Genomic DNA, 15,841 nt, shown 5'->3' with positions numbered 1-15,841 from the left:
CACCAGGAGCCGGCCCACTCACCACACCAGCAGCAGCGCCCCCAGGGTGCCGAGCACCAGGTACGGCCCGAACGGCAGGTGGCTCGACCAGCGGGCCCGGCCGCTGACCAGCAGGACCAAGGCCACCAGGCCGGAGAGGACCAGCGCGAGCAGCAGTCCCGTCACGAGCAGGCTCCAGCCGTACCAGCCGAGCAACGCGCCCGCGCCGAGCGCCAGCTTGGCGTCGCCGATGCCGAATCCGCGTGCACCGAGCAGCAGCGTGGTGGCCGCGAAGAAGAGGGCCAGCCCGAGCCCGGCGGCGGTGGCACGCCACCAGGGCGCGACCCCGGCACCGGTCAGCGCGGCGACGCCGAGCAGCAGCCAGGTGCCGGCGGCGGCCGGCCAGGTGAGCCGGTCCGGCAGCCGGTGCACCGCGAGGTCGACGAAGACCAGGGGGATCGCGAAGGCGAGCCACCACGCGGCGGCAGCCAGTTCGGCGACCGGCGGGCGGGTCAGCAGCAGCAGGGCGAGGACGCCCACGGCGGCCAGCTCGACGGTGCCCGGTGGCGCGCCGACCCGCACGCGGCATCCGGCGCAGCGGGCGGTCGGCCCGAGCGCAGGCCACGGCCGGGCAAGGCTGATCGAGGCGCCGCAGGCGTCGCAGCCGGCCCGGCTACCGACCTCGGCGGGTACGGCGAAGCGCGCGATCGCGTACCGCATCAGTGGGGTGATCGCCAGCGCGGCCAGGAGGCGCGGGCCCGGCCGGCGGGTGGTGGAGGCGTCCGACGGTGGCCGGTGGTCGGCCGGTGCCCGGTCGCGGACCGGTGGGCTCGGGTCGTGCCGGCTCATGCGGCAGACTGCCCGGTCGAGCCCACCACGGACCGTAGTGTGTCCACTCGGATCGGGTGGTGGCACGAATGTCGGGCCGGGACTCCTCCGCCTCTCGCGGAGTGTCGGCCGAAACGCGCCGGAGAGACTGATGCAATTCCCATGGAATGCAATTGGCGCGAACCCGGGTCCGATATGACCGGGGACAGATCGGACCACATGCCATTTCCCGCCACATGACGAACGGCTGATCGACCGCTCCACGAACGACGGAAGGGCGTGGCCGATCGCCCGCGCCCGGCCGACGCTCCGCGCGTCGCGACCGACGCCCGCAACCTACCGGTAACCACCCGACACCACCACCATCCATGACTCAGCGTGTTCGGTTGAATTGCCTCTGTCGCATCGGCCGGCATCAGCTTATGCTCGCCCCTTGGACGCGGCGCAACCCATGTCCACGGGGGCATCACCAGCCAGGCAGTGCATTTCTAGAGATCCAAACAGGTAAATGCGGCTGCGATTCGGGCAGGACCGGGGAACGCCCCTCCGGTCGCACTACCGCACGCCTGGGAAACGCCGGCGACGGCGGTCGCCGGATCAGCACCGAGGAGGGCACGAAGGTGCGAGCACGGCAGCTCAGTCGCTGGACGGCCGGTCTGGTCGCGGTGGCGGCAGTCGGCACGACCACCGCCTGCGGTGGCGCTCAGGAAGCGACCACCGCGACAGCGTCCGAGCGACGCGGGACACCGACCGACGCGCAACGGGTGGCCGAGGAGAAGGCCGCCGAGAAGGCTGCGCTGGCGGCCTACACCGGCTATCTCACCGCCTCCCGTACGGCGAGCCGGCACAGCGACCCGCAGCACCCGGAGTTGACCCGTTTCCTCGGTGACCCGCTGCTGACCCGGGTCCGGCTGAGTCTGCGCAAGGCCCGCGACAACGATGCGGTCAGCGTCGGCACGATCCGCTCCGATCCCACGGTGATCTCGGTCAACCTGGACGCCGCACCACCCACCGTGGAGATTCAGGACTGCCTCGACGCGACCGGCTACCGGCTGGTCTACCGCTCCGACGGGAAGAAGACGGTGCCCGGGACCCGGGGCTCCCGGCACCTGGCCACCGCCACCGCGATGCGCTACCCCGACGGTCGCTGGCTGATCAGCGCCGGTGCCGCCCACCGGGACCAGCCGTGCTGACCGCGCGAGTCGGCAGGAGCCGCCGAACCCGGAAGTCCGTCGGGCTTACGCAGTCCCCTGGTCGGCTGGTCCGCCGCGCGCTGCTCGGCAGCGCCCTGGCCCTGCTGCTGACCACCGGGCCGGGGGTGCCGGCGCACGCCGACCCCGGTGCCGAGTGCCCGCCCGCCCAGCCGAACTGCAACGTCTGGGACGACGACCGGGGCACCCCCGGCAACGGTGGCAACAACGGCGGCGGCGGCAACAACGGCGGTAACAACGGGGGCGGTGGCAGTGGCGTCTGCCAGTGGAACGGACGCACCATCCCCTGCTACGACGACGATCTGGGCTGGTTCAACAGCAACGACGGTTGCTACTACAAGCTCGCGGAGCCGCAGCCGGAGGCCGACGAGGGGTACCTGTGGTACACCCGCGCCTGCAACGGCGGTGACCTCGGCTCGGTGGTGACCGTCCAACTGCCGGAGGCGCCACCCGGCTTCGGGGCCCCGCCGGACCCGGAGGAGTTGGCCCGCCGGGCGTTCGCCTCGATCAGCCTCGTCGCTCCCCGGGCCAGGGTCGCCCCCCGGAAGAGCATCGGGCCCGGCCTGGTCGGCCTGCCGGTCTGGATGTGGGCGGAACGCGGGCCCAACCAGTTCGGCCCGCTGACCGCCTCCGCCTCGGACCGGGGCCTGACGGTCAGTATCCGCGCCGTGGTCAAAGAGGTCGTCTGGGACATGGGCAACGACGTCAAGATCACCTGCGACGGCCCGGGCACCGCGTACGACCGGGATGGTCGGCACGCCGGCCAGAAGTCCCCGGACTGCGGCTACCACAGCGGCTACCCGATAGCCGACACGTACGAGGTGCAGGCGACGACGCACTGGAACGTCACGTGGCAAGGCGGCGACCGGAGCGGCACCATCCCCGGCGTCACCCGCACCACCGGTGTGGTCGAGATCCAGATCAACGAGCTTCAGGTGGTGACCCGATGAGCGTGGCGACCCGCAACGGCAACCCTTCGGTGGACGCGCCGGTCGCCCCACCCCGGGTGGTCCGGCAGCGCCGGGTACGCCCCGGCCTGCTCGGCCTGGCCGTCCTGCTGATCGCCCTCGGCGGGCTGGGTTCGGCCTTCGCGATCACCTCGGTCCGCGCCACGGGCAGTTACCTGGCCGTGGCGCAGACCGTCGAGGTGGGCAGCGTGATCGGCGCGGACGACCTGGTGGCCGTGCAGGTGGCCGGTGGACAGGGGCTCGACCCGGTGCCGTCCGGCCGGCTCGCCGAGGTGATCGGGATGCGGGCCGCCGTCTCGCTCGCCCCGGGGACGCTGCTGACCATGGCCCAGCTCACCGACGACCCGCTGCTCGGCCCCGGGCAGCAGCAGCTCGCCCTCGGGCTGCGCGCGGCCCAGGTCCCCGCGCCGAAGCTCCGCCCCGGCGATCAGGTCCTGCTGGTGAGCACCCCGAACAACGACGGCAACAGCAGCGGCGGCTCGTCGTCGAGCGCCACCCGGTTCACCGCCACCGTCACCGACGCGGTCAGCACCGAGGGCCGGGACGAGGTCGTGGTCTATCTGGCACTCGCCGTTCGGGACGTACCGGCGGTGGTGGCGCTGGCCGCCCAGGATCGGATCGCGGTCGTGCTGACCAAGGCGGCCTGAGCATGGCGATCATCGCGCTGGTCTCGGCCAAGGGCTCGCCGGGGGTGACCACCACCGCGTTGGCCTGCGCGTTGAGCTGGCATCGACGGCTGGTGCTGGCCGAGTGCGACCCGGCCGGCGGCTCGGTGCTCGCCGGCTACCTCGGCGGTGCGCTCGACGGCCCCCGGGGCATCGGCGAACTGGCCGTCGGTGAGCTGCGCGACGGCAGCCTGGAGTCGACGTTCTGGTCGCAACTCGTCGACCTGGACGCACCCCGACGCGAGCGGCTGCTGCTGCCCGGCGTCGTCGACCCGGCCCAGGCCGGCAGCGTCATCCCGCTCTGGCAGCGGTTCGCCGACTACTTCGGCGGGCTGGAGCACGGCGACCCGCCGTACGACGTGCTTGTCGACTGTGGCCGGCTGCACGTGGTCGGCACCCCGTGGCCGCTGCTGCGTGCCGCGTCGGTGGTGCTGGTGGTGAGCCGGGCACAACTGCCCGACCTCTCCGGCACCCGCGCGATGCTCCAGACCATCGAACGGGACTTCGCCGAACACCGGGTGCAGCCCGGCACGCTCCGGCTGCTGCTGGTCGGGGGTGGCCACGGCAAGACCGAGGTCAGCAAGGCGTTGCACACACCGGTCATCGCCCGGTTGCCGCACGATCCGCGTACCGCCGAGGTGCTCAGCCTGGGCGGCACCGTCCGGGCGTCCCGGCCGCTGCTGCGCGCGGCCCGGGGCCTCGAGGTGCCGGTCGGCGCGCTGCTGGAGCGGCGACGGGCCCGATTGGCGTGGCCGGTGCCCCAGGGGGTGCCGGATGCGATTTGAGCCGGTCTCGTCGGACCCCCGCCGGTTACCACCCGGCGCCACCTCGATCGCGCCCCCGCTGCCGCCGGTCAACGGGCGGCAGCATCCGCCGACGCCGCCGCCCGTCGCGCCGACGGCACCCGAGCCACCGCCCCGGCCCCGGGTGGACTTCCAGGTCGTCCGCGAGTTGCGCCGGGAGCTGAGCGAGCGGCTCACCCGCTGGCAGCGCGGCCGGGAGTTCAGCGTCGACGAGGAGGACACCGAGCGGGCCCGGCTCGCGGTCGAACTGGTCGCCGAGTACGCCGACTCGGTGCGCCGGGCCGGTACGCCGATGGCCGCGGGCGAGGAGCGGCTGCTGCTCGACCAGGTCACCGCCGAGCTGGCCGGGCTCGGTCGGCTCCAGACGCTGCTCGTCGACGACAGCATCGAGGAGGTCCACATCCTCGGCTGCGACCAGGTGCGCGTCACCCGGCACGGCGGCGGCGTGGACTGGACCGACCCGATCGCGGACAGCGACGACGAGCTGGTGGAGATCCTCCAGGCGGCCGCCCGCCGGGCCGGTGCCACCGAGCGTTCGCTCTCCACCTCGAAGCCCACCCTGGACCTTCAACTGCCCGACGGCAGCCGGTTGGCCGCCGTGTTCCTGGTCAGCCACCGCCCGTACGCGGTCATCCGCAAGCACAACACGCTCGACGTGACCCTGGACGACCTGACCGGGGCGCGGGGTGACCTGGACGAGATGGTCGACCCGCTGCTGCGGGACTTCCTCCGCGCGTCCATGCGCGCCGGACTGAACATCATGGTCGCCGGGCTGGCCGGTGCCGGTAAGACCACGGTCATCCGGGCGCTGATGAGCGAGATCCCGCAGGACGAGCCGTACGTGCTGCTGGAGGAGAGCCGGGAGTTGCTACCGGCCCGGCGCGGTCAGCGGCACCGTGCGGTGATGAGCTTCGAGGCGCGGGAGGGGCACGGCGAACGCGGGCCGGACGGCCGCCCGGCGGGCGAGGTGAGCATCGCCGACCTGATCCCGGTCTCGCTCCGGATGGGTGTGCTGCGGATCATCGTCGGCGAGGTGCGGTCCCGGGAGATCGTGCCGATGCTCCAGGCGATGACCACCAGCCGGGGGTCGATGTGCACGATCCACGCGCGTACCCCCGCTGGGGTGAGCGAGCGGATCATCGAGTTGGCGCTGGCGCACGGCCGCGAGATGACCGTCGACCAGGCCCGCCGGATGGCCGGCAACGCCCTCGACCTCATCGTCTATGTCAACGTGGAGGACGAGACCGGGATCGGTGGCCGCAAGCACCGGTTCGTGTCGCACGTCGAGGAGGTGCTCGGCGTCGGCGAGAGCAGCCGCATCACCACCACCCAGGTGTTCGGACCGGGCCCGGACGGCCGGGCCGTCCCCCGGCACCTGCCGGAACGGGTCCGCGGCCAACTGCTGCGGGTGGGCTACGACGCCCGGCTGCTCAGCCGCTGGATCGAGGCCGGCCAGGGCGCGTGGCGACGCCCCAAGCAGACCCGACTCGGGCGGCGGTGACCCGTGCTCGACAACATCCAACTCATCGCGGTGGTCTCCGGGGCGGCCTGTGTGGCCGGGCTGGTGCTCACGGTCGTCGCGCTGGTCGGCACGCGTCGCCCGCCCGGCCCGGCACCCGGCGCGGGCCCGGGACTCAGCCGGCTGTGGCGTGGCTCCGGCACCACGCTGCGCGAACAGCAGACCCATCAGGCGTTGCTGATCGGCGCGGTGGTCGCGGGCGCGCTGGCCTTCCTGGTGACCGGGCTACCGGTGGTCGGGCTGCTGGTCGCCGTGGCGGTGCCCGGTACGCCGTGGCTCTTCTCGGTCGGCCGGGCGGAACGGCGGGCGATCGCGCGGATCGAGGCGGTCGGCGAGTGGACCCGCCGCCTCAAGGACGTCTCCTCCACCGGGCAGGGTCTCCAGCAGGCGATCATCGGCACCGTCGGCACCGCACCGGAGGAGATCCAGGAGGAGATACGCCTGCTCGCCGCCCGGCTCCAGGCCGGGTGGCTGGCCCGCTCCGCCCTGCTGGCGTTCGCCGACGACATCGGCGACCCGGTCTGCGACCAGGTGGTGGCGGCGCTCATCCTGCACCTCACCGACCGGGGCGAACGCCTCGGCGACGTCCTCGGCTCGATCGCCGCGGCGGCGTCCGCCGAGGTCGCCACCAGACGCGAGATCGAGGCCAAGCGCACCCAACCCCGGTTCGCGGTCCGCTTCCTGACCGGGATGACCCTGGCCACCATCGGGTACGGGCTGCTCAACCGCGAATACGTGCAGCCGTACGACACGCCGTTCGGCCAGGTGGTGATGGCGGTGCTCGGCGCTGCCTTCGTCGGCCTGCTGGCCTGGGTGCGCTCGATGAGTCAGCCGCCGCGACCGGCCCGCTTCCTGCCCGCCCCCGATCCCCGGGAGGTGGTGGCGTGAACCTGCACCTCACCATCGCGGTGCTCAGCGGTGCCGTGGTCGGGCTGGGCGTGTACCTGATCGTGCGCGAGCTGGTGCCGGCGACCCCGGCGCTCGGTCCGGCTCTGCGGCGACTGCACCAGCCGCCGGGCGCGACCCGGCTCGGTCCGGCCGACCGCCGGCTGGACTGGCTGACCGGGCTGGCCCGCTGGCTGCGCCCGCCGCACCGGCAACTGGCCCTGCTCGACCGCACCCCCGAGCAGTACGCCCTCTCCATGCTGCTGTCCGCGTTGATCGGGCTCGCCGCACCGGCCCTGCTCGGCTTCACGCTGTTGGCCGTGGGCGTCTCGCTGCCGCTGACCGTACCGGTGCTGGGCAGCCTCGGTCTGGCAGTGCTCTGCGCGCTGGTCGCGCACCGGTCGATGATCGCCCGCGCGGAGGCGGCCCGGGACGAGTTCCGGCAGGCGGTCTGTACCTACCTGGATCTGGTCGCGTTGCAGCTCTCCGCCGCGCACGGCCCGGTGCAGTCGTTGGAGCGGGCCGCCGCCATCTGTGAGGGCTGGGTCTTCGACCGGATCTCCGAGGCACTGCGCATGGCCCAGATGCAGATGCACTCGCCCTGGGACGAACTCCGCGGCCTCTCCGACCGGATCGGCATCCCCGAGCTGGGCGACGTCGGCGCGATCATGCGCTCGTCCGGCAGCGAGGGCGCCCAGGTGCACGAGACCCTGCGCAGCCGCGCCGACTCGCTGCGCGACCAGATCCGCACCGACAACCTGGCCCGGGCCGAGGGAGTGACCAGCCGGCTCGACATTCCCGGCGCGCTGCTGGTCTTCGTCCTGCTCGGCTTCGCCATCTATCCCTTCCTCGCCCGCCTTTAGCACTCGACCTCAACCGAAGGAGCCCCCGATGTCCGTCCTCACCGAACTGAACGCCGCGCTGGGCGTGCGGCTGACCCACGTACAGACCGCGCTGCGGGCGCGGCTTGTGTACCTGCGGGGGGACCGTGGCGACAGCCCCGTACCGACCGCCGTGATCATCTTCGGCCTGGTGACGGTGGCGTTGGCGGTCACGGCAGCGGCCCTGACCGCCGCCAACAACTGGATGGGCCGCATCCCCGGGCCGCCGGCACCGTGACGATGCGCCGCCGCCGCTACGCCGGGTGCCGGATGGTCACGGCCATCCGGCACCCTCGGCTGCCCGGTGACGGCGAACGCGGCGGCAACCCGGTGGAGTTGGCGGTGGCGCTACCGGCGATCCTGATCCTGCTGTTCGGCTCGATCCAGGTGGCCGCCGTCTTTGTCGCCAGGTCCACCGCGCTCAACGCGGCACAGAGCGGAGTCAACGCACAGCGGCTTCACCAGGCTCCGGCCGGGGCCGGCGAGGAACGCGCCGCGCGCTTCCTCACCCAGGCCGGTGGCTGGCTGGTCGACTGGGACGAACCAGGGCCGAGCTGCGTCACCTCGGCCACCGACGTGACGTGCACGGTGACCGGCCGCTCTCTGTCGGTGGTGCCGGGAGTCAGCTTCTCCATCGAAGAGACCGCACACGGGACGGCGGAACGATGGACCGCACCATGAGCCGGGGCTCGGTCTCGATCGAGGTGGCCGTCCTGGCACCCGCGTTCCTGGCCATGATGGTGCTGGCCGGAGTCGCCGGGCGTACCGCGGTGGCCAGCGAGGCACTGGAGGCGGCGGCACACGACGCCGCCCGCGCGGCCTCCATCTCCCGCGACGCCCGCACCGCCCGCACCGAGGCCCTCGACGCGGTCCGCAGCCAGCTCGACTGGAGGGGGTTGGCCTGCTCCGGCGAGCCGCAGGTGACCTTCAGCGGATCGGTCGACGGACGGTCCACCACCTTCGGTCAAGCCTTCAGCAGCTCCGTCGGGCAGGACGCCACGGTCACCGTGCAGATCGCTTGTACCGTCTCCTACCAGGACATCAGGATCTCCGTCCTGAGGATGCCGAGCGGAAACCGGGTCACCGCCTCGTTCACCTCGCCGTTGGACCGTTACCGGAGCCGGGGATGACGGCCGGGCGCGGGGACGCCGGGCGGGTGAGCATCTTCCTCGCCGTGGCGATGATCGGCGTGCTCGGCATCATCGGCATGGCGTTCGACGGCGCCGGTCAGCTCCGCACACTGCAACGCGCCGAGAACCTGGCCGCCGAGGCGGCCCGGACCGGTGGCCAGGCCATCGACCGGGCGACCGCCATCGAGGGCGGCCCGAAGCGCATCGACCAGACCGAGGCCCGCGCGGCCGTCGCGGACTACCTCGCCGCCGCCGGGGCCACCGGCCACGACGTGACCTTCCCGGTGGTCGACGGCGAGACCGTCATCCGGGTACGGGTGTCCGTCACCTACCGCCGGGCGATGCTCGGCCTCTTCGGCTTCTCCAACACCGTCACCGTCTCCGGTGAGGCGACCGCGCGGGCGCTGACCGGGGCTCCCTAGGGAAGGAAGGTAGCCATGGCCGCATCGGGTGGCACCGCCGTACGGCGGGTCGGTCGGGTGCTGACCGGATTCGGCGCACTGGTGGTGCTGATCGGTCTGCTGGTCGGCGGTCCGATCGCGTTGGTGGCGTTCGCCGGCAACCCTCTGCCGGACCACGTGCCCACACTCGCGGAGATCGGCACCACGCTGACCAGCCGGGACGACGGGCAACTCTTCCTGCGGGCGTTGGCGATCGTCGGCTGGTTCGGCTGGGCCAGCTTCGCGCTGTCGGTGCTCGTGGAGTTGGGCGCGCAGTCGCTGCGCCGCCCGGCGCCCCGGCTGCCCGGGATGGGTCGGCAGCAGCGGGCGGCGGCGGCCCTGGTCGGCTCGGTCGCGTTGATCATCGCCGCCAGCCCGGCGGCCACGGCCGCCACCACGGCCTACACCGCCCCCGCCTACTCGGCGCCGGCGGCGGCCACCGCGACGCTCGCCGGGCCGCCCACGGCGTACGAGCCGGTGTCCTCGGGGACGGAACGCGCGACCGCCGACGCGCCGGTATACAAGGTGGCGAAGGGCGACTACCTCGGCAAGGTCGCCGACCGTTACCTGGACGACTTCGAGGACTACCGGGAGTTGGCCGCGCTCAACAAGCTGCGGGACCCGGACCGGATCCGCCCCGGCCAACTGATCACGCTGCCGGCCAACGCGGACGACCAGGGTGCCCGGCCGCACGCGACCGGCCGGCTGGTCGGTGCGCAGGCCCGTCCCGCTCCCGAGCAGTCGCGTCCGACGCCGTCGAGGCCGACGCCGTCGAAGCCGGATGTGGAGCAGCCGGAGTCCGCCGCGCCCACGCCGCCCTCTCCCGCCGCCACGCCGCAGGGACGGCCGGCACCGCACGACGAGGCACCGGAGGGGCATCCGCCGGTGGTGACGGTGGGCGCGGCACGGGCCGGTGAACCGGACCGGGTGAACCGTCCGCTCGCCATCTCGGCGGTGCTCGCCGTGGCCAGCATCGTGGGGGCCCAGATCGGTGCGGTGCTCGGCCTACGGCGTCGCCCGGTGCCGGTGGCCGCCACCCGGCAGCCGGTCCGGAGCGGTCCGCCCGCCGAACTGCCGGTCGGCCGTCACCGCAAGGACTGACCGGGGCCGTCGCCTCACGGCAGCCGGGCCTCCACCCGGCCCGCGACCACCCGGGTCGGCAGGGTCTGCTGGTCGTTGCCGGACGGGCCGTGCACCACCTCGCCGCCGTTGAGGCGGAAGGTGCTGCCGTGCCACGGACACACCACGCAGGCGTGGCCGTCGATCTCGGTGACCTCGCCCTCGCCGAGCGGGCCGCTCTGGTGCGGGCAGCGTTCGAGCATCACCGTGACGTCGTCGCCGTGCCGATAGAGGATCACCGAGACGTCGTCCACCTTGCGGGTCACCAGTTGCCGCTGCGGCAGCGTGGCCATCTCGGCGACCGAGTGCCAACCGTCGCTGATCAGGTGCAGGTCGGAGACGCTCACGTTGACCTGGGCACCCTGCTTGTACGCCAGGTGTCCCCCCAGGTACGCGCCGGCACCGGCGGCACCGAGCCCGAGCCAGCCGAGGGTCCGGCCGAGTTGGTGGCGGCCGGAGAACCGCGCGGCCACCGAGCCGGAGTAGAGGACCAGCGCGACGGTGTTCGAGGCGGCGTGCACCAGGCCGACCCGACGCTGGTCACGGGAGAGCGCGGCCCAGTCGTTGAGCCCGGCGACGGCCGCCGGCAACGCGCTCACCGTGCCGATGGTGGTGAGCGTGGTGGCGGCTCGACGCTGGCCCGGCATCAGGTCCAGGATCGCCGCACTGACCCACGAGCCCACCGGCACCTGCACCATCGCCGGGTGCAGCGGATGACCCAGCCAGACACCGTGCAGCAGGTCCCGGACCCGCTGCCCGCGCAGGGTGCCCTGCACCGCTCGCTGCAACCGGTCACCGAACCGGTCCAGCCCGGACGCTTGCTCGATCTTCGTCAACAACGCTCGCACCCGTACCGACTTCCCGCCGTACGCGGGCGCAAACCGGTCGTCGGGGACGAACCGTCGGCGACCGTGTCACGCCGTCTCCGACGGACCCCCGCGATCAAAGAGTTGTGGCGGACTCTTTGCCCTTCTTGTGGGCTATCGGGAGTGCCACAACTCCATGATCGACGTCAGGGCCGGCTATCGACGTGAGGGCGGAGTGTGGGTCAGTTGCGGTTGATGGTGAAGGTGGACGTGGTGTTGCGGATGTCCTGCCAGTTGTCGCTCAACCGCAGGTTGGTGAAGGTGACCGAGCCGACTGCCGGGCCCTGACCCGCCTCGGGCATCTCGTTGACCCAGATCCCGAAGCCCGACTTGGCGTCGAAGGCGTCACCGCTGCGCCGGGCACCGCTGATCGACACGTTGGTGAAGACCGTGTCGGTGATCGGGTTCTCCGGTTGACTGCCGGTGTACTTGGTCTGGAACATGATGCCGGAGTAGGTCGGGTCGACGATGTCCACGTCGCTGACGCGGATGCCCCGGAACTCCTTGGACGCGGAGAACACCCAGATCGCCGGGAAGGTCTGCGCACCCCAGAAATGACCACCGGCCCGGACCAACGAGATGTTCTCGAAACGGGTCGGTGGGCTGGACCCGAATCCGACGAACGGATATCCGAAGTCCAGTGAACTGATGGTGATGCCCGAGTACGTCAGCATGTCCGCGATGTAGAGGTTGCGGAACACGTTGTCGTAGCCGCCGTACACGGCGATCCCGGCCGCCCGCCAGGTCAACGTGGCGGTCAGGTTCTCGAACACGTTGCCGTGGTTGCCGGTCGACGCGCCCTGGTCGGTCGCGGAGAAGAGCGCGAAGGCGTCGTCGCCGTTGGACCTGCCCTCCGAGTTGCTGACCAGGTTGTCGGTGCTGCCGTTGGTCAGGTTCACCGCGTCGGCGAAGGTGTTCCGGAAGCGGCTGTCGGTGATCTTCAGGCCGCTGACGCTCACCCCCCAGTACGCGCAGACCGTGTGCTCGACCCAGACGTTGTCCAGGGTGAGGTCGTCGACGTCCTTGAGTTCACCCCAGACCTTGCCGGGCCCGTCCTGCCGGACCGTGTAGTTGCCGAAGAACGCCAGGTGGGAGAAGGTCGACCCGCTGGCGCTCGGCTCCACCCGGAACCCGGCGTCGGTGTTCTGCTGCGACGACGGCGTCTGGAACCGGGTGAACCACATGCCGGCGCCGACCACCTTCACCGCCTTGCCGTACACCTGGAACTTCTGGGCGGTCTCGTACGTGCCGGCGGGCAGGTAGACACCGACCAGGTTGCCGGTGGTGTCCATCCGGACCGCGTCCAACGCGCTCTGCACGTCGGCGTGGCTGAACCCGTTCGGCACCCGGTACCGCGCCGGGTCCGGGTTCTCCCGGGGAGTCACCTGCTCCAGGTCGACGAAGTCGACGGCGTACGTGGTGGTGTTCGCCGGGTCCTTCTGCAACCGGATCCGGCTGCCGGCCGGGATGGTGGAGTTGAGCAGCACGTTCGCCTCGTCGTAGAGGTGCCGGGGCGGGCCCGCGCTCGGCGAGTCGCTCGGGCTGGCCTCGGCGCCGTACAGCCAGATGTGCTTCGAGGTGAGGCTGATCGGCTTGTGCAGCACCCCGTTGACATAGATGTTCAACGTCGAGGTGATCCCGCCTCCGTTCGGGGCGTCCGGGATGGAGAAGCGGGTGACCAGGGCGTTGGCCGGCGCCTTGGTGGTCCACTCGACGTACGCGCCGGTGGTGTTGAGGGTCACCGCCCGCCGGCCGGACGCCTCTCCGGCCAGGTCGCCGATGGTCCGGTTCGGCCCGATCACCTGGGCTCCGCCGCCGACCGAGCCCTCCTCGGCCTCGTAGTGGTCGTACGGCAGGTTGGCGCCGCGTCCCACGAACAGCGGACGTTCGCTGGTGTTGTTGGCCCGCTTCACCGGCAGTTCGTTGGCGTCGGCGGCGATCACCACCCGGACGGTGTACCGGCCGTTGGCCGCCGTCCAGGTGCCCAGGTCGACCGGGCTCGCCGTGACACCCGCGCCGATGCCGCCGCCCGTCGATCCGGTGAGCGTCCGCACCGCCGTGCCGGCGTCGTTCAGCACGGTCAGCGTGATGCCGTGCGACCCGCTCGCCGAGGCGACGGTGCCCTGGTTGCGCAGGGTCACCGAGAAGCGGACGGTGGCACCCGCGCCGGGTGTACCCGGTGACCAGGTGACCGCCGAGGCGACCAGGTCGGAGCTGGCCACCGGGCCGACCGTCAGCCGGGTCGGGTTCGTGTACGCGTTGTTGCCCTCGTTCTGCTCGATGATCGTGTTCGCCGGGTCGACCGTGGCGCTGAGCTGGTAACTGCCCGCGTTCCGGGCCGAGACGGTGGTCGACACGCTCGTCGACGCACCGGCGGCGAGCGCGCCGACGGCCGCCTGGCCCACCTTCGTCCCGTCCAGGGCGAAGTCGACCGTGGTCGCGCCGGCGGCCAGGGTGCCCGCGTTGCGGACGGTGGCGGTGAGCGTGAGCTGATCGGTCTCCACCGGGTTGGCCGGGGCGGAGGTCACCGTGGTGACGGTGAGGTCCGGGTTCGGTGCCGGGGTGCCGATCACCTGGAGTTCGGCGACCTGCCCGTTCGACGACCCGGTGTTGGCGGTGAAGGAGAGTCGCACGTCGGCGGCGGTCGCCGAGACCGGGATGGTGACCGTGTTGCTGCCCGCCGGGCTGAACGAGTAGGTCGCCGAGCCGACCAGCGTGCTGAAGCCGGAGGCGGACTGCTCCCGGCCGAGCACCGAGAAGGTCTGGGTGCGCGGACCCCACGCCGGGTCCGGGTTCAGCTTCACCACGATCGCGCTGACGCTGGCGTTGGCGCCGAGCGCGACCGTCAACGTGCCCGGGTACGCGCCCGGTGCCCCCTCCCAGTAGGTGGTGACGTCGCCGTCGACGGCGTTGGCCGCGGCGAAGACGTGCACCATCGACGAGGCGGTGGCCGGCTTGCCGGCGGCCAGGTCGGTGCCGCCGGGCGTGCTGCCGGTACGGGTGACGGTGTTGCTGTTCGCGGAGATGTTGCCCGCCGCGTCCCTGGCCCGTACCACGTACGACACCGTGGCACTCGCCGGCTGCGTGTCCGAGAACGCCAACGTCGTACCCGACACACTCGCCCGCAACGCACCGTTGGCATACACGTCGTACCCGGTCACCCCGACGTTGTCCGTCGACGCCGACCACGTCAACCGCACCTGCCCACTGCCCGGCTCGGTGAACGCCAGGTTCGTCGGCGCGGTGGGTGCCTGGGTGTCGCCGGAACTGCCGGTACGGGTGACGGTGTTGCTGTTCGCCGAGACGTTGCCCGCCGCGTCCCTGGCCCGTACCACGTACGACACCGTGGCACTCGCCGGCTGCGTGTCCGAGAACGCCAACGTCGTACCCGACACACTCGCCCGCAACGCACCGTTGGCATACACGTCGTACCCGGTCACCCCGACGTTGTCCGTCGACGCCGACCACGTCAACCGCACCTGCCCACTGCCCGGCTCGGTGAACGCCAGGTTCGTCGGCGCGGACGGCGGCTGGGTGTCACCGGTGGCCGGGCCGTACACCTCGATCTCGGCCAGTTGCCCCGCCGACCAGCCGGTGTTCGCGGTGACCAGCAACCGGACGTAGCGGGTGGCGGCCGAGCCGACGGTGATGCTCACCGTGTTGCCGCTGGCCGGGTTGAAGGCGTACCCGGTGGAGGCGACCAGGGTGGTGAAGTTCGTACCGGTGGTGCTGCCCTGCACGGTCGCCGTCTGAGTGCGCGCGCCCCACCCGGCGGGCAGTTTGAGCACCAGCCGGTCGACGGTGACCGTGGCGCCCAGGTCCACCTGGATCCACTGCGGGAGGGCGTTGTTCGGGCTCTCCCAGTAGCTGCTCTGGTTGCCGTCGTTGGCGTTGCCGGCGACGTAGACGTCGGCGTGGCCGCTGGCGGACATGCTCCGACCGGCCGCCAGGTTGGCCGACGAGGCCACTGCGCCGTACACCTCCAACTCGGCGAGTTGCGCGGCGGACCAGCCGGTGTTCGCGGTGATCGCGATCCGCACGTACCGGGTGGTGGTGGCCGGGAAGTCGAGGGTGACCGTGTTGCCACCGGCCGGGCTGAAGGTGCGGCCGGCCGAACCGGCGATCGTGGCGAAGGCGCTGCCGGTGGTGCTGCCCTGCACCGACAGCGTCTGGGTGCGGGACTCCCAGCCGGCCGGCAGTTTCAGTTTGACCTGGTCGACGGAGTGGGCGGAGCCCAGGTCGACCTGCACCCACTGCGGGAGGGCACCACCGCTCTCCCAGTAGGTGCCGGCGTTGCCGTCGGTGACGTTGGCCGCGACGAACGAGCCGTTGACGCTGCTGGCGGTGGCCGGACGGCCGGCGGCCAGGTTGGGCCCACCGGCTGCGGCGGCCGGCGGTGCGGGGGCCGCGGTGAGGACGAGGCCGACCGCGACGAGCACGGCGGACAGCCGGGTACGGAGTCTGGACATGGGGGATCGACACCTTCTTCCGGGGATGTGGAGAGGCGTTACCGGGTGGCGCTCTTACGGCGTGGGTGGGCCCCGCCT

General features: G+C 72.2%; 15 protein-coding genes. 12 read left to right on the top strand and 3 right to left on the bottom strand.

Annotated features, from left to right (window positions below; all coding sequences use genetic code 11):
* Positions 1–18: 18 nt before the first annotated feature.
* Positions 19–699 (bottom strand): A24 family peptidase, encoded by a 681-nt coding sequence (locus HUT12_RS01870; RefSeq protein ID WP_254877017.1) that lies wholly within the window; start codon positions 697–699, stop codon positions 19–21.
* A gap of 728 nt (positions 700–1,427) precedes the next feature.
* Between HUT12_RS01870 and HUT12_RS01865 the strand changes: the two genes are divergently transcribed.
* From HUT12_RS01865 to HUT12_RS01810, 12 genes are all read left to right on the top strand, one after another.
* Positions 1,428–2,000, top strand: a complete 573-nt coding sequence (locus HUT12_RS01865) for a hypothetical protein (protein ID WP_176092278.1) — start codon at positions 1,428–1,430, stop codon at positions 1,998–2,000.
* A 95-nt stretch (positions 2,001–2,095) separates the two neighbouring features.
* On the top strand, positions 2,096–2,968 hold the full coding sequence (locus HUT12_RS01860; protein ID WP_254877016.1) for a hypothetical protein: 873 nt from the start codon (positions 2,096–2,098) through the stop codon (positions 2,966–2,968).
* Positions 2,965–3,633 (top strand): SAF domain-containing protein, encoded by a 669-nt coding sequence (locus tag HUT12_RS01855; protein WP_131056960.1) that lies wholly within the window; start codon positions 2,965–2,967, stop codon positions 3,631–3,633. The genes HUT12_RS01860 and HUT12_RS01855 overlap by 4 nt, the downstream gene beginning before the upstream one ends.
* Before the next feature lie 2 nt (positions 3,634–3,635).
* Positions 3,636–4,436: a ParA family protein gene (locus tag HUT12_RS01850; RefSeq protein ID WP_131056961.1), complete on the top strand. Its 801-nt coding sequence runs from the start codon at positions 3,636–3,638 to the stop codon at positions 4,434–4,436.
* Positions 4,426–5,955, top strand: a complete 1,530-nt coding sequence (locus HUT12_RS01845; protein ID WP_176092277.1) for a CpaF family protein — start codon at positions 4,426–4,428, stop codon at positions 5,953–5,955. Before HUT12_RS01850 ends, HUT12_RS01845 begins: the two co-directional genes overlap by 11 nt.
* Positions 5,956–5,958: 3 nt before the next feature.
* A complete protein-coding gene (locus HUT12_RS01840) occupies positions 5,959–6,861 on the top strand; it encodes a type II secretion system F family protein (protein ID WP_131057675.1) in 903 nt (300 codons plus the stop codon).
* Complete coding sequence (locus tag HUT12_RS01835; RefSeq protein ID WP_176092276.1) at positions 6,858–7,721, top strand: type II secretion system F family protein; 864 nt, start codon at positions 6,858–6,860, stop codon at positions 7,719–7,721. Before HUT12_RS01840 ends, HUT12_RS01835 begins: the two co-directional genes overlap by 4 nt.
* A gap of 28 nt (positions 7,722–7,749) precedes the next feature.
* A complete protein-coding gene (locus tag HUT12_RS01830) occupies positions 7,750–7,977 on the top strand; it encodes a hypothetical protein (protein WP_131054672.1) in 228 nt (75 codons plus the stop codon).
* Positions 7,978–8,009: 32 nt separating this feature from the next.
* A complete protein-coding gene (locus HUT12_RS01825; RefSeq protein ID WP_131054671.1) occupies positions 8,010–8,420 on the top strand; it encodes a TadE/TadG family type IV pilus assembly protein in 411 nt (136 codons plus the stop codon).
* Complete coding sequence (locus HUT12_RS01820) at positions 8,405–8,869, top strand: TadE/TadG family type IV pilus assembly protein (protein ID WP_131054670.1); 465 nt, start codon at positions 8,405–8,407, stop codon at positions 8,867–8,869. The genes HUT12_RS01825 and HUT12_RS01820 overlap by 16 nt, the downstream gene beginning before the upstream one ends.
* Complete coding sequence (locus tag HUT12_RS01815; RefSeq protein WP_131054669.1) at positions 8,866–9,291, top strand: pilus assembly protein TadG-related protein; 426 nt, start codon at positions 8,866–8,868, stop codon at positions 9,289–9,291. Before HUT12_RS01820 ends, HUT12_RS01815 begins: the two co-directional genes overlap by 4 nt.
* A 15-nt stretch (positions 9,292–9,306) precedes the next feature.
* Positions 9,307–10,410 carry a LysM peptidoglycan-binding domain-containing protein gene (locus tag HUT12_RS01810; protein WP_176092275.1) on the top strand — a complete coding sequence of 368 codons (1,104 nt, stop codon included), beginning with the start codon at positions 9,307–9,309 and terminating at the stop codon, positions 10,408–10,410.
* Positions 10,411–10,424: 14 nt separating this feature from the next.
* On the opposite strand, the gene HUT12_RS01805 is transcribed toward HUT12_RS01810, so the two are convergent.
* Together HUT12_RS01805 and HUT12_RS01800 are read right to left on the bottom strand one after the other, a co-directional pair.
* Positions 10,425–11,276, bottom strand: coding sequence for a Rieske (2Fe-2S) protein (locus HUT12_RS01805; protein WP_131054667.1), 852 nt, complete (start codon positions 11,274–11,276; stop codon positions 10,425–10,427).
* A 200-nt stretch (positions 11,277–11,476) separates the two neighbouring features.
* Positions 11,477–15,763 (bottom strand): discoidin domain-containing protein, encoded by a 4,287-nt coding sequence (locus tag HUT12_RS01800; protein WP_176092317.1) that lies wholly within the window; start codon positions 15,761–15,763, stop codon positions 11,477–11,479.
* Positions 15,764–15,841: the final 78 nt, after the last annotated feature.

Origin of the sequence: Verrucosispora sp. NA02020, from assembly GCF_013364215.1 — a bacterium.
Lineage (GTDB): Bacteria > Actinomycetota > Actinomycetes > Mycobacteriales > Micromonosporaceae > Micromonospora.
This window is presented reverse-complemented; position numbering and strand designations above follow the sequence as displayed.

Excerpts from the sequence above, each read along its gene's own strand:
- HUT12_RS01870 (WP_254877017.1), bottom strand. The coding sequence starts at position 699 with ATGCGGTACGCGATCGCGCGCTTCGCCGTACCCGCCGAGGTCGGTAGC.
- HUT12_RS01855 (WP_131056960.1), top strand. The coding sequence starts at position 2,965 with ATGAGCGTGGCGACCCGCAACGGCAACCCTTCGGTGGACGCGCCGGTC.
- HUT12_RS01850 (WP_131056961.1), top strand. The coding sequence starts at position 3,636 with ATGGCGATCATCGCGCTGGTCTCGGCCAAGGGCTCGCCGGGGGTGACC.
- HUT12_RS01845 (WP_176092277.1), top strand. The coding sequence starts at position 4,426 with ATGCGATTTGAGCCGGTCTCGTCGGACCCCCGCCGGTTACCACCCGGC.
- HUT12_RS01830 (WP_131054672.1), top strand. The coding sequence starts at position 7,750 with ATGTCCGTCCTCACCGAACTGAACGCCGCGCTGGGCGTGCGGCTGACC.
- HUT12_RS01825 (WP_131054671.1), top strand. The coding sequence starts at position 8,010 with ATGGTCACGGCCATCCGGCACCCTCGGCTGCCCGGTGACGGCGAACGC.
- HUT12_RS01820 (WP_131054670.1), top strand. The coding sequence starts at position 8,405 with ATGGACCGCACCATGAGCCGGGGCTCGGTCTCGATCGAGGTGGCCGTC.
- HUT12_RS01815 (WP_131054669.1), top strand. The coding sequence starts at position 8,866 with ATGACGGCCGGGCGCGGGGACGCCGGGCGGGTGAGCATCTTCCTCGCC.
- HUT12_RS01810 (WP_176092275.1), top strand. The coding sequence starts at position 9,307 with ATGGCCGCATCGGGTGGCACCGCCGTACGGCGGGTCGGTCGGGTGCTG.
- HUT12_RS01800 (WP_176092317.1), bottom strand. The coding sequence starts at position 15,763 with ATGTCCAGACTCCGTACCCGGCTGTCCGCCGTGCTCGTCGCGGTCGGC.